Here is a 13989-nt window from a genome sequence, read left to right as displayed (position 1 = left end):
GTTGTTTCCGGTTATGGCAAGTGGCTCGTCCTGGTTCTATCGATGACGATTCCACTGGTGGCGGTGGCGGAGCCACCAACGCTGTCGGGCGGGGTTACCAGTCGTTACAGCGATAACGTCACCAGGGTGCCTGACGGTGCCCAGGACGATGTGGAGACTCGCACCACCTTAAGCTTCGCGCACCAAACGGATCCAGGTGCCTGCAATGCCAGGACTCGCGCGGAATTTGGCTATGGCGTCTGGTCTGACGATACGTTTGAGCCAGAGCTGTACTCCGAACTTGATTTCTTGGGAGACTGCTCGGTTACCGACAATATTCGCTGGGAACTCTCGGATTACTTGCGGGACGTCGTACAGGACGGCCGCAATGTCGACACGCCGGATAACCGCACCCGCAAGAATATCTTCCGGACCGGACCGGTGCTCACCGTGCGCTTAAGCCAGGTCGATCGGCTGGAAATTTCCGCCCAATATGAGAACACCGAATTCGAAGAAAACAGCGAGATCGATAGCGAACGCCTGCTGGGCTCGGCCTGGGTTACTCGAAGCTTTAGTCCGTCCACCGATCTCGGGGTTCGGTTCCTGGCGGATCGGGCGGAACTGGAGACCGGGGAAGAAATTGACCGGGATACCGCGAGCTTGACATTCCGTAAGGCCTGGAGCGCAACGCAGATCCAAGGCGCCTTGGGCTTTACCGAATATGAGAGCCGATTCATGGACCAGGTTCTCGAAAGCGATGCAATTGTGGGCAATTTTACACTTGAGCGGGATGTTTCGGCGTCGACGGTGGCGTTCCTGTCTGCCACCCACGAACTGACGGATCAGACATCGGATATTGATGTTCGAATTGGTGACATCACCATCAATTTACGAGAGCAGGTAGGGGTGGAAGTCACCACCATTCGGGCGGGTATGCGAACGGTTTATAGCGACCGCTCGAATATGGAGCTGGCCTTGTTCTCTAACCGGACGGAGTACCTGCAGTCTGCCGAAGAGGAAGACGGCCGCGGTGCTGATTTCCGATATCGTCTGCCGGTCGTTTCGCGGCTGGATGGGTTACTGGGCGCTCGGGTAGAAAGACGTTCTTTCCAGCCTGAAGACCGTGACGATACCCTCGTCAATGTCCATGTGGGGCTGTCCTACCAAGCAACGCGAAAGTTGGATCTGGTGGGTCGTGTAGGTCGATCCAGTCGAGACAGTAACGTTCCGACGACTGAATATGAAGACAATTGGTTTGAATTAGGTTTGAACTACCGGTTCCTGTGATACGGGCTGCAGCCAGGTGCGGCCAGCTGGGTGAGATGAGTTAGCATGGATGAGATTACCAACGCCTTGACCATTGATGTTGAGGATTATTTTCAGGTAGCTGCGTTGGCTGAAGCGGTCAAACGGAATGACTGGACCTCAATGGAGTATCGAGTCGAGAAGAACACGGATGTACTGTTGCAACTGTTTGCAGATCGGGGCATTCACGCCACATTCTTTGTGCTGGGCTGGGTTGCGGAAAGGTCTCCGGGCCTGGTCCGGAGAATCAGCGAGGCGGGCCATGAGGTGGCCAGTCATGGTTACAGCCATCAATTGATCTACACCCAAACGCCCGAGGTCTTCCGGGCGGAAACGCGCAAGTCCAAACGGATCCTCGAGGATTCTCTGGGCGCTGCCATAACCGGGTATCGAGCAGCTAGCTATTCCATTACCGCACAATCCCGATGGGCACTGGATATCTTATGTGAAGAAGGTTTCTTGTGGGATTCCTCCATTTTTCCTGTTCATCACGACCGCTACGGGATGCCTGGGACGCCGCACGAGCCCTATATTCTCCAAGCGCCCGGGGGTGGGATTCTTAAGGAGTTTCCGCTATCCACTTGCCCTATTGGAAGCTATCGCTTGCCCATCGCCGGCGGCGGTTATTTCCGGCTGTTTCCTTACTGGCTGACACAATGGGGGCTGCAGAAAATTAACCGCTCTGGCCAACCGTTTATCTTCTATCTGCACCCATGGGAGATTGATCCTGGTCAGCCTCGACTGAAGGTCAAGCCATTGTCCCGGTTCAGGCATTACAACAACCTGCATCGGTGCAAGGGCAGGCTGGAAAAATTATTGGAGAGGTTCCAGTTCGGTACGGTCAGCGAGGTGTTCGCCCAGGCCGGCGTCGCCTCTCAGCCAGTTGCTGTTTGAGGATCTGCGTATGAGCTGTCATACCGAATCGGCGGATCTTCTGGCACGGAAACGAAGGCTCGCAGACCTGCAAGAAACCAAAGGTCAGCTAAGCCGACAGATTGGCGCTGCTCGGGCAGAGGGTAAGTTACCCAGCGAGCTGATTGAGCAGTTAAAAGCGATATCCTGTGAAGCCAAAGCTCTGCAAAAGGCGATTAAAAGTCAGCTGAACACCAGACCGACGTCGGTAACGGTTCAAGAACCGTCACTTGCACCAGCGGCGGTGCTTGACCGACCAGTCCCAGCTGGCGGACTGAAAGTCCATGAGTTGCAGCCCGATGCGGAGGACGCGTGGTCTGAGTATGTCTCTTGCCACCCTGGAGCGAGTTTTGCCCATAGTCTGGCGTTACGAGATGCCATTGCAATGACCTTTGGTCATAACATGAGGTATCTCTATGCCAGCAACCGTTCTGGGCAAATTATGGGTGTGCTGCCGCTGATTCAACTGAAGAGCTGGTTATTTGGCAATTACGTTGTATCGGTTCCTTACTTTAACTATGGCGGGATTCTGGCAGATAACATCGAAGCTGCCGGTTTGCTGCTGCAAAAGGCTCGGGCCTGGCAACGAGACCTGGGAGCAGATCATGTGGAGTTACGGCATGCCCAGACCCTCGGCCTTGAGTTGCCGAAGCGCGTGGACAAGGTATCGTTCTGGCTAGGACTACCAGAGTCGGAAACTGTCTTATGGCGCAGTTTCAGCCCTAAGGTACGCGCCCAGATTCGACGTGCTGAAAAGGAAACTCCCGATATAGCGGTCGGTCGAGAAGAGCTACTGGAGGAGTTTTACCGGGTGTTTGCGCGCAATATGCGGGATCTGGGAACCCCTGTTTATAGCCCTGAGTTTTTTCGTAACCTGCTGGTATGCTTTCCTGAAACCGCGAATATTGTTGCCGTCAGACTGCGTGGAAAGGTGGTAGGAGCGGCCTTTATCATGGGTTTTGGATCGCGGCTGGAAATTCCCTGGGCTTCAACGTTGCGTGAGGTTAACCATACCGGCGTCAATATGCTCATGTATTGGTCGATCCTCAAGATTGCCATTCATCATCGCTATGAAATTTTCGATTTTGGTCGATGCACCGAGCATTCGGGTACCTATCGCTTTAAAAAACAGTGGGGCGCGCAACCGATCCCACTGTACTGGGATTACTGCCTGGAGGCTGGCGGATCATTGCCAGGTCTAAACCCGGATAACCCCAAATTCAGGATTCTGATTGCGGCCTGGAAACGATTGCCGGTCTTTGTCACCAAGATACTTGGGCCGGCAATTGTGCGGAGCTTGCCTTGATGAGTCTGTTCCAAACGAAAGCCTGGCAGGACAGCTGGTGGGAGACTTGGGGGCATACCCGCGGCTTCACATTGCTGTCGGCGAGTGACGGCCAGATTTCCGGGCTGTATGAAGACAGCTACCGATTTCGTGGTTTTCTGCCGGTCAGGTCCCTTCAGTTTGTTGGTACCAGTAATCGGCGTATTAACACTCCCAGAACCGAATACAACACGTTGATGCCATGTTCCCATAACGGCACGGATGCCAGGACCGTTTTGGAGCAGGCACTTGTGCAAAACCGCTGGTCGGAGGCTGCCCTGACCGATATCCGGAAGGATTCAATTGAATTCCGCCAGATTACTGACATGGCTAAACGTCATCGTTGGTTGCACCGGGTGATCAGCGAAGACACGGCTTATTCAGTAAATACCTCCGGTGATTTCGAGGCCTATTTATCCAAACTAGGCGCGAACACTCGCCTTCGATTATTTAATCGCAGGAAAGTGTTTGAAAGCCTTGGAGAAGTTGAATTGTGTGAGTTCTGGCCAAATCGAACGGACGAATTCTTCAAGTTACTCGACGATCTGATCATGCGGCGGTGGGGTAAGCCCAGTTTTGGTGGTGGAGAGGGTATGGCCTTTCAGCGGCGTTTTCTGGAGAGGGTCGTGGCGGAAGGTGGGGTGCCCAATCTTTCAATTCTAAAAAGTAACGGTCGTGCTCTGTCGGCCCTCTACAATGTGGCTTTCAACGGTCGTATGTACAACATCCACTCCGGTTTTGAGGAGAACTTCAATAAGAAGCTGGCGCTGGGCACTCTCCACATAGGTTATAACATCGAGGAATGCTTCCATCGGGACGATATAGCGGTTTTCGATCTGTTGGTCGGCACGGGCAAGAACGAAGACTACAAATGCCGAATTGCTGACCGTCAGGAGCCGCTTGCATCGATCATGCTCGTCAGGAGCCCGGTCTTTAAATTTCTATACCTGCTGAAGGATCGAAAGAAACGCAGGTCGGCTGCCAGATTACGGTGAGATGGATGACCAACATTCTGCATCTGATTGATACGACAGGCCCAGGCGGGGCTGAAACGGTGTTTGTTAATTTGCTGGCCGGGCTTGATCGCCGCAAATTCAACCACATCGTGGTGTTGAGGGGAGAGGGCTGGGTTGCTGATCAGGTTCGAGGGGTAGGAATCGAGCCGATCATTATCGATTCCAAAGGAAGTTTCAATGTTCGGTATGTCCTCACTCTCGTCAAGCTGGTGCGGAGTCACGGCGTCAGGCTCATACATTCCCACTTATTGGGTTCGAATGTGTATGGGGCGATCGCGGCGCTGCTGAGTCGTACGCCGCTGGTGGCTACATTTCACGGTAATGTTGATGTTGCTGCCAGGGAGCGATTTTTGGCGACCAAGTTTCGACTCATAAATAGCGGGGCCAGTTCGATTGTGTGCGTTTCGCAGCAATTGATGGCGGATCTCACGGCCAGGGGTACGTTATCCAGCCAAAAACTGAGACTTATCTACAATGGCGTGGATGCGGATGGCTTCCTCCACTCCGGACTTACAGGGCTGAGAGAAGAACTTGGCCTGGCCCCGGAGGCACGGATCATTCTGTCCATTGGCAATATACGGCCTGCGAAAGGCTATGGTGACCTGATTAAGGCAGCGGCGCTGCTGGTGCGCAGGGACCCGTCTTATCACTTCGTGATAGTTGGCCATCCCAAGGAGCCGCTTGCTTCTCAACTTGTGGAACAGGCCCGCGACCTGGTGGTTGAGGCGAATGTGCACTTTCTGGGATTTCGGGAGAATGTCGGAGAACTGTTAAGTCAGGCGGACGTTTTTTTACTACCCTCTATATCAGAGGGATTCTCCATATCGACTGTGGAAGCGATGATGGCCGGAGTTCCCGTCTTGGCAACGAGAAGCGGGGGACCAGAGGAGATCCTGGAGAATGACGTAAGTGGCTTGCTGGTGCCAGTGGCGAATCCACAGGCCATCATGGACTCGGTTCTGCGATTACAAGACCCATGCCTTTCGAACCAATTGGTAAAGGCAGCCAGAGAGGCGGCCGCACAGCGTTTTTCTCTGGGAAGTATGCTGTCATCTTACTGCTCCGTCTATCAGGAATTGCTGGTGTGAAACACATCGGCAGTAAGGCGGCTGCAGGTGCAGTTTCTACTGATGAGGAGAACGGGAGATGAGCTTCAAGAGCGTCGTAAAGTCATCGGTAGTGCAGTTGTTGGCAAAAAAATACTTAGATGATATGGCCAGAATCTTTACGCCTTTTCTGGTGCCCATCTTTATGTTGCATCGCTTTGCAGATGCTAAGAATAATATTTCTGGGCACGACCCCGAATTCGTTGATGGGGCTTTGCGTTTGTTAAAGCACAAAGGATACACCGTTCTTGATCTGGATGAAGCCGTTGAGTTGGTTGTTACGCAACCGGACAATCAGTTTAAGGTGGTGTGTTTTACGTTAGATGATGGCTTTGACGATCAGGTTAATACAGCAGCTGAAATTTTTGGAAATTTTTCCTGTGTCTGTACCTGTTTCTTGATCACCGATTTTCTCGATGGTGTGCTTTGGCCTTGGGACAGCAAGCTCGCACATGTGATCAATAACCTGGACAGTGACCGGTTCAGCTATTCCTTGTTCGATGAGAGCCACACGGTGGCGCTTGAGACCCCAGCCCAGAGACGGCAAGCCATACGCCAGATCTGGGAAACCATTAAGCGGCCGGAAGGTGGGGATGTCGAGCTGTTGGCAATGGAGGTTATTCGCCAATCCGGCGAAACACTTCCAGCTGAGGTTCCGAGCCCGTATCGGCCGGTGAGTTGGCAGCGGGTTCGGGAACTGGAGGCCAAGGGCGTAAGGTTCGGGGCACATACGCGGAGTCACCGTATCCTATCGCGACTCGATGAGGAACAATCCAGAAACGAGATCGTGGGCTCTCACGCCCGGTTGGCGCAGGAAGTTGATCGCCCAAGTCAGGTTTTCTGTTATCCGGTTGGCCGTTCCAGCGATTATTCCCAGAGGGAAGTGGCGACCGTGGAAGCGGCAGGCTATCGTGCCGCAGTGTGTGCGGAGCCAGGATATATGACCCGGGCTCTTGTGGCGACTGGAAGCAGATTTGCGATCCCACGATTCGGATTGCCCAATAATATGGATGACTTGCTGCAGTACTGTTCCTGGATCGAATACGCCAAGGGTAAGGTGTTGGCTCGGGGCTAAAGCGGGCGGCGGGCTGCCTCACGTTTCGCTTTTGAGCGCCTTGAGATACTGACGAATCTCGAACCAGAAGGGTCTCAGGTCGTTAGACCGGTTAACTTCGTGCCGTGTGTGTCGGTTCGGGGAGATAAATCGAAAAATTTCGAGAAGCTTTCGTGAAAATGAATAACGGCTGCGAGGCGCCTTCAAGACGAGGTAAAGGCGATCAAGATCACCAAGCAGCCATCTCACCCGTTTAGGTGGCGCGTAATTCACCTTCGGGAGTTCGAGCCCAGTATGGGTGCAGTAGAGCAGGTAAGGGAAGTCCACACCGGAATCGACAGCCAGTTGTAGGGAGCCCCAAAAGCGAGGATTGACCTCCATCAGATAAGGGGTGCCATCGGCAGCGACTTTGAATTCAACCATGGCAACGCCGTTCCACTGCGCCGCGTGCAGCAATTTGTGGGAGAGGGCCTGCATGGTTTCATCAACCCGGTGCGATTCGCAGAGCACACTGACTCCACCTTCAGGGGGCTTTTCACGGAGCCGTCGATGAGCAGTGAAGCATACCGGTTGGCCGTTGCTATAGAGTGCAAAGACACCTTGACCTTCGCCTTCTATAAATGACTGGATCGAAAAGGGATAACTAAAATCGCGGCGTTTTTCGAGCAGGGCTCTGGCTTCTTCCTGGGTATAGGCAATGGCAACAGAAGTGGAAATGATTTCGCCGTCATCAAGAATTTTCGACTTGAATGGCTTGAGCACGATCGGGAAAACAGTGCACGCATCGAGGGCTTTCAGGCCATCTGCTCGATTTTGGCATAGGAGGCTATCCGGCGTGGGGATCTGGAGGTGGCGAGCGAGTTCCTGAAGGTGATTTTTGTCCGCGAGCATTTCAATTCTGTCGTTGCTCGGGATGGGAAGAATAACAGAGGGCGGCAATCGGTCCCGATACTGAAGTAAGACGTACGCTGTGGCTTCAGTAATCGGTAATAAAAAAGTTATATTATATTGCTTAATGATATCGAGAATTTCGTTGAAGAACCCTTGCGTAGAACTGAAAGGGTCTTGATAGCGCATTGTTCGCGAGCAATACCTTGAAGAGCCGGCAAGTGACATGTCTGAACTCTCACCGACGCCAACCCATAATCCTTTGGAGCCTAAAGATCGTGTGACAGCTAAAGCTGCCCGTTGGTTGCCATCCAATACCAGGATTCGAGATTCCATGCTTCTCTTATGTTCTGTGTAGTAAAGAAAACGATCTTAAGTTAGCATAATACTTAACAATTAGGAATAAAGTGCTGTATGAGAGCTGATTCAGGCACAACTGCCAAAATAGCGCGCTTAAATGACAGGAGTGTACGCCAGAAATATCTCTTTAACCGTCGATGAGGACCGGGGCCGTGCAGGTTCGGAAAATTTGAGTTCGCTAAGTGGTCACCATGGATCATACTATTGATACTCCATTGATTAGCTCGATATACAATCGATACGGTTCCAAGAAAGGGTTCTTGAGATACCTTTTTTTTCAGGCTGCCATGTATTTGGGTCGATATAATCGATATCGAATCAAAAATCTTGAACATATACAACGCATTGTATTCGTTTGTATGGGTAATATTTGTCGTAGCCCACTGGCTGAGGCTTACGCCACATCTTTTGGTATTGAGGCTGAGTCCTGCGGTATTTCCTGCCAAGAAGGATTCAAGGCTGATCCTAGGGCGATCGCCTATGGTAAGTCGCTGGGGGTGGGCCTCGAAAGTCATCGAACACGAAGTCTTCAGAATTTTGAGTTTAGACCAGGTGACCTGGTGGTGGGTATGGAGCCCGCTCATCTGACGGCGTTGAGGAAAATGGCCCTTCCAGGGGTATCCATTGGCCTTGCTGGCTTATGGTGCCGACGAAAAATTGCTTACATACATGACCCATACAATTGCTCGAAAGGCTATTTCAGTCATTGCGAGAGCTTGATCGTAGATTCGGTAGGGAGGCTTCTTGATCAGAAAAAAAAAGCACCTTAGCGAAGTCGACTTGTATCAACTGAAGGTTTCCGACTATTGGCGTGCCTTCTGGATGGAGTCTTTTTCCTATTGGATGATATGCGGATACCTGTTTACTGAGTACGTCAGGCCGCAGTCTATTTGGACTTGGGCAGATGTTTTACCATGGGCCAAGCTTTTTTTAGTATTTGCTCTGGTCGGGTGGTTTTTTAATTCCAAGGAGAAGTGGCAAAACTCCAGAATTAGCAGATGGCTCCTGTTATTTCTGTTTAGTGTGATTGTTTCAAGCGTCTTTGCCTATTGGCCTGAATATTCTTATGATCGCTTTTCTTATTTTGGCTTATGGGTGCTCATCTATTTTCTGATCATCAATATCGTCAACTCTGAAAAGCGACTGATCATCTTTTTGCTTATTTTCCTCGTTGCAAGCTATAAGATTTCACTGTCGCTCTCATTGGTTTGGGCATCTCGGGGATTCAGTTTTACTGACTGGGGGCTGCAAGGGCCTCCGGGTTTTTTCCAGAACTCGGGCGAACTGGCGATCCAGATGTTGGTGTATTGGCCTATTGCGGCGGCACTGGCACTGTCGTTCAGCTCCCAACTCTCCAGAGTTAAGTATTGGATAATGATGTCTTTTCCAATTACAGCAGCGATGGTCATCCTGGGAGCCAGCTCCCGCGGAGGTCAACTCGCGTTACTGGTTCAACTGGCGGTGTTTTTTCCCAGGAAGTTGCTGAACCCTAAGGCCATTGTCGCGCTGCTGGTGATCCTGGCGCTTGGCCTTGCGCTATTGCCTGAAAGTCAAAAGGAGCGGTTTCAGTCGATAGGTGATGATCGGAGTTCGAGGCAACGATTACTGTATTGGGAAAACGGCATTGAGATGATGAACGATCACCCAGTCACCGGGGTTGGGTACTTTAATTTTGCGCCATATTATGAGCGCTATTATACCGACGACATGCTCTATGATAAGGCCCAACTTGCGCACAATATATTTATTCAGGTGGGGGCCGATCTAGGATATCTAGGGCTATCTATTTATTTGATGTTGATTGTTATCACCATGTTGGAGACCAAGAGACTGGAAGTAATAGCGAAGGGGTTGAATAGTGCGATACTTCGAATACTTCCTCGTTATCTCAATGTTTCTTTTTTGGGTTTTTTGGTTGCCGGTCAGTTTGTATCTGTTGTTTATTATCCCTTTATGTGGATACATCTGGCATTTGTTGTGTGTACGGGGAATTTGATCAGAAAAAGGGCAGCCGAACGAAAGCATGTGAAGCCCGGCAAGCAGATTGTTAGGCGTTAATCCTGAATAAGCGACCAAAGGAAAGGACTGACTAAGATGCGAATTGCGTTAGTTTGGGATGCGGATTATCCATGGGATGTAAGAGTCGAAAAAGTCGCCTCCAGCCTGATCAAGGAAGGGCATGACGTTCATTTGATATGTCGAAATACCGATCAGCGTATCAGGTATGAGGAAATAGCCGGGATAAAGGTGAATCGCTTGCCAGTGGTCGTTCGCAGGCTGCGTTGGCTCAATTCGATTTTAACGTTTCCAGCCTTCTTTAATCCGATTTGGCTGTATTTTATTTGGCGGATCGCCAGTCAAAACAAGGTGGAACACATCATCGTTCGGGATCTTCCACTTTGTCCCGCCGGTATATGGGTGGCCAAGTGGCTGAAGGTGCCCTGTAGCATGGATATGGCGGAATGTTACCCCGAAATGCTCAGATGCATCTGGAAATTCGAAAAATTCAGATTTCAAAATATCTTGGTGCGGAACCCCTATTTGGCCGACCTTGTAGAAATGTATTGCCTAAAGCGGCTTAGCAAGATTTTTGCGATGATTGAAGAGTCCCGGGATCGGCTGATCAGGAAAGGGGTGCCTGCTGAGAGAGTCAGTATTGTTAGCAATACGCCAAGTCTGGCATTAGCGGACAGTTATAAAAAGGCCCGTGTTCCGCAAGAGGTTTTTCAGATTGTATACCTTGGAATTCTCAATCCCTCCAGGGGGCTTGACACAGTGATTGAAGGGATGAGTGTGCTCCAAAAGCAAGGAGTGGGCTGCAAGCTGGTCGTAGCAGGTACCGGCAAGGCTGAGGCCGACCTCCGCTCACTGGTTCAGCGCCATGGCGTCTCGGAAAGTGTGGAATTTCTGGGGTGGGTAACCCGGGATAAGGTCAAGGACCTTTTTGCCTCCGCCAGTATTGGCGTCGTTCCTCATCATGTCTGTGGGCACTGGAACTCTACGATCCCCAACAAACTGTTCGACTACATGGCGGCGGGTGTACCCGTCGTTTCGACCAATGTCGGCCCCATGGAGCGCATCATCACTCATAACGATTGTGGCCGAATTTATACAGACAATGATCCGGAATCCTTTGCCCGGACCATTGTGGAGCTTGGCGATCGTAATTTGAGGGAAAGGCTTGGCGAGAATGGCCGGCAGGCTGTACTGAAGACCTTTAACTGGGAAAATGACGAACTGAAGCTGACTCTGGCATTTTCACCTACCTGAGTTGGCTGTTGCGATCCGGGACAAGGCAGGGAGTCCACGTTGAATTGCCTGATGCAAAGTTTGTCACGCAGCGCTCCTCACGCAACGCTGTTTCAACCAATGCGCGCTTTAGCAGGGAGAGATTCGAGTCATGAACTCAGCCGCATCGAAATTTTTACTTTACTATCCCAGCACCTTGCTCAAAGGCGAGCCCATCCCGTGGCTGATTGGGGAGTACCTGGCCAATCAGCATGCTTCAAAGCAGGAACTGGAAGCCCTTCAGCTTCGCAGATTTCAGGCAATACTCGACTATGCGCTCACCCGCAGTGAATTCTATCGCCAGTTATACGGCAGGGCAGGGATGCAGCCTCACAACCTGCAGTCGTTGTCGGCGCTCGCTGAGCTGCCGACCATCGAAAAACTGGATTTGATTGATCACCTGGAACAAATCTCGCCAAAGCGAAATGGGCTGACCCGTTCCACCAAGACGACGGGCGGCTCAACAGGGCAGCCTGTCAGGCTGTACAAGAATCCAATGGCGTTGGCCAGAGAGCGGTGTGCTACTTGGCGATCCTATGGTTGGGCTGGTGTTGGCGTGGGGGACGCTCAGCTGCGTTTTTGGGGAGTGCCTCATGCTAAGGGGTCGGAACTGAAGGCAAAGCTCACGGATTTGATCGCCAATCGAAAAAGAATTTCTGCTTTTAATCTGACAGAGCAGTCGCTAGAAGCGTACTACCGTGAAGCAATCCGGTTTAAGCCCAGGTATCTGTATGGTTATGTCAGTGTGATTGATCAGTTTGCCAAGTACGTTATTGATAACCGGCTTCCGCCCATCCCGGGCGTGCAAAGTGTGATTACAACCTCTGAGATATTGAACAGCTCCGCCAGGGCGACCATAGAGCGAGCCTTCGGCGTGAAGGTTTTCAACGAATATGGTTGCGGAGAGGTCGGATCGGTTGCCCATGAATGTCGTGCAGGGAACATGCATTTGATGGCAGACAATCTCATGGTTCAGGTTGATGCTCCTCACGGCCAGGCTGGGGAGATCATCGTCACTGATTTCTTCAATTTGGCCACACCGCTGATCCGGTATCGTCTAGGAGATTTTGGAACTCTTTCGGATAAACAGTGTGAGTGCGGTGTGGGTTTGCCTTTGATCGAGGCTATCCATGGCAGGGCTTATGACATCCTGGAAACACCGTCCGGACGTCGTGTTCACCCGGAAGCAATAATTTATACCTTTGAAACACTCCAAACAAAAACAAATGCATTTAAACAATTTCAAGTTATTCAATTATCTCCTTTTAATATAAGTATTAATATAATTGCAAACACAAGTTGGAGTGATGAAGTAAAACAGGCTTTGCTTGAAGGTTTACGGTCAGATATCGGTAAAGATATTGATTATCGGTTAAACTTCGTTAACGAGATATCCAGGGAGAAATCAGGGAAGATGCGCTTGGTCAAGAGGGCCTTCTAATCGCTGTATTCTAAGCAGGTTGGCTGGAAATCTCATTAAAATTATTGGGTTGAGATACCAGCTTTTGGTCTGGAAATAAGGAGAGCGTCGCCAGGTTCTGACTAGGTGATCAACGCTTTGTCGTGTTGGGCTTGGTGTTTTGGTTAACTCTATTTTCACTAACAAATAACAAGTTGCAAGGCTATAATGATTTTGTTGTTGAGTAAAATGGATTAATTGATTGTATTTATTATGTTTTCTTTATTGGATGGCCGTCTTGGGATTTTAAGTCTTCAAGGATTGACGTGCTCCCTATGCCATACAATAATTTGTTAAATAAGGGTGAAGGTCTTTTATATTAAAATGTAATATTAGGGATTTTCATATAGTGCATTGGAAATCAAAGCCCAATGGGCAAGAATCAGAGGCTGATAACCATGACGCATTTACGATATCTTCTCGGATTTTCCCTGGCTTTAGTTCTAGGTGCGGGCTTGGGGTATCCGTCTTCAAGTACGGCTGCAGTCATTTTCGCCGATGACTTTTCGAGTGGGGATTTTTCAAAATCGCTTGGCAGCGCCACATGGGGGCATGCGACCCGCGTGGATGTTTCCGGCGCGCAAAACATCGTAGGGAGCAGCTCGGCCGCTCGCTTCACCTTTGAAGGCAGCAGCGATTTGTCTCGTGATGCGATGTCTGAGCTTCGTTTCGATCTTGGCAAAATCTATCCGGAAGTCTGGCTCCAGTACTACTTGTATGTTCCGTCAAACTATTACCATCGTGATGCCTCCGGGTCCGACAATAACAAGATGTTAAGGATTTGGGGCCAAGACTATGGCGACGGCGAGAAAGTGGGGCTCTCCACCTGGGAGGAGTCGGCAGGTACGTCCCGTGTCATGGCGGATTGGAGCCTGCGAGGGCAGGCCATCGGTCAAAAGGGTGATCGTTATGCTTCCTTCATAACCAGCTCAGACCGTGGAAAGTGGATGAAGATTCGAGTTCATGTTGCCGCTGCCCGATCAACGGGCGACTACGGCACGATACGGGTTTGGAAAAACGATGAGTTGGTCATTAACAACTACCAGACCGTGGACAACTTCCATTCTGGCGAGTCGCATGGATACCGTTACGGGTATTTGTTGGGCTGGTCTAATTCGGGATTTAACGAAACCACTCAATTGTTCATCGATGGGGTAACTTTTGCCACGTCAGTCAACGATCTGGACGGAGGGGCGGATGTCAAAGCGCCACCAATGCCCCCCGAAATTCAAGTGAATTGATGGCCGTTGGAGCACCCTCCTATGCTACACGCCTCCAAAGTCAGCCTCTGAGGGTGG

At 50.8% G+C, this 13989-nt stretch carries 12 protein-coding genes; 11 read left to right on the top strand and 1 reads right to left on the bottom strand.

The window, feature by feature from the left end; genetic code table 11:
• The first annotated feature begins 42 nt into the window (after positions 1-42).
• From N6L25_RS05235 to N6L25_RS05210, 6 genes are read left to right on the top strand one after another with little or no spacing between them, the layout of a single operon-like run.
• Complete coding sequence (locus tag N6L25_RS05235; RefSeq protein WP_271978630.1) at positions 43-1266, top strand: outer membrane beta-barrel protein; 1224 nt, start codon at positions 43-45, stop codon at positions 1264-1266.
• 45 nt (positions 1267-1311) lie between these two features.
• Positions 1312-2178: an XrtA system polysaccharide deacetylase gene (locus N6L25_RS05230; protein ID WP_271978627.1), complete on the top strand. Its 867-nt coding sequence runs from the start codon at positions 1312-1314 to the stop codon at positions 2176-2178.
• Positions 2179-2188: 10 nt separating this feature from the next.
• On the top strand, positions 2189-3502 hold the full coding sequence (locus N6L25_RS05225; RefSeq protein ID WP_271978625.1) for a FemAB family XrtA/PEP-CTERM system-associated protein: 1314 nt from the start codon (positions 2189-2191) through the stop codon (positions 3500-3502).
• A complete protein-coding gene (locus tag N6L25_RS05220) occupies positions 3502-4515 on the top strand; it encodes a GNAT family N-acetyltransferase (RefSeq protein WP_271978623.1) in 1014 nt (337 codons plus the stop codon). The genes N6L25_RS05225 and N6L25_RS05220 overlap by 1 nt, the downstream gene beginning before the upstream one ends.
• A 5-nt stretch (positions 4516-4520) precedes the next feature.
• The gene (locus N6L25_RS05215; RefSeq protein ID WP_271978620.1) at positions 4521-5624 is read left to right on the top strand and encodes a glycosyltransferase family 4 protein; all 1104 of its coding nucleotides are present in this window, start codon (positions 4521-4523) and stop codon (positions 5622-5624) included.
• Between the two features lie 58 nt (positions 5625-5682).
• Positions 5683-6717: a polysaccharide deacetylase family protein gene (locus N6L25_RS05210; protein ID WP_271978617.1), complete on the top strand. Its 1035-nt coding sequence runs from the start codon at positions 5683-5685 to the stop codon at positions 6715-6717.
• Positions 6718-6735: 18 nt separating this feature from the next.
• On the opposite strand, the gene N6L25_RS05205 is transcribed toward N6L25_RS05210, so the two are convergent.
• Positions 6736-7920: a carboxylate--amine ligase gene (locus N6L25_RS05205; protein ID WP_271978615.1), complete on the bottom strand. Its 1185-nt coding sequence runs from the start codon at positions 7918-7920 to the stop codon at positions 6736-6738.
• Between the two features lie 215 nt (positions 7921-8135).
• On the opposite strand from N6L25_RS05205, the gene N6L25_RS17685 reads away from it, so the two are divergent.
• From N6L25_RS17685 to N6L25_RS05185, 5 genes are all read left to right on the top strand, one after another.
• A complete protein-coding gene (locus tag N6L25_RS17685) occupies positions 8136-8714 on the top strand; it encodes an arsenate reductase/protein-tyrosine-phosphatase family protein (RefSeq protein WP_442915206.1) in 579 nt (192 codons plus the stop codon).
• Positions 8689-10002, top strand: coding sequence for an O-antigen ligase family protein (locus tag N6L25_RS05200; protein ID WP_271978613.1), 1314 nt, complete (start codon positions 8689-8691; stop codon positions 10000-10002). The genes N6L25_RS17685 and N6L25_RS05200 overlap by 26 nt, the downstream gene beginning before the upstream one ends.
• Positions 10003-10038: 36 nt before the next feature.
• The gene (locus N6L25_RS05195) at positions 10039-11214 is read left to right on the top strand and encodes a glycosyltransferase family 4 protein (protein WP_271978611.1); all 1176 of its coding nucleotides are present in this window, start codon (positions 10039-10041) and stop codon (positions 11212-11214) included.
• Between the two features lie 130 nt (positions 11215-11344).
• Positions 11345-12673, top strand: coding sequence for a phenylacetate--CoA ligase family protein (locus tag N6L25_RS05190; RefSeq protein WP_271978608.1), 1329 nt, complete (start codon positions 11345-11347; stop codon positions 12671-12673).
• 389 nt (positions 12674-13062) lie between these two features.
• Positions 13063-13932, top strand: coding sequence for a heparin lyase I family protein (locus N6L25_RS05185; protein ID WP_271978606.1), 870 nt, complete (start codon positions 13063-13065; stop codon positions 13930-13932).
• Positions 13933-13989 lie beyond the last annotated feature (57 nt).

The sequence above is a fragment of the Marinobacter sp. SS21 genome, from assembly GCF_028369065.1.
In the GTDB taxonomy this organism is placed as follows: Bacteria; Pseudomonadota; Gammaproteobacteria; order Pseudomonadales; family Oleiphilaceae; genus Marinobacter.
This window is presented reverse-complemented; position numbering and strand designations above follow the sequence as displayed.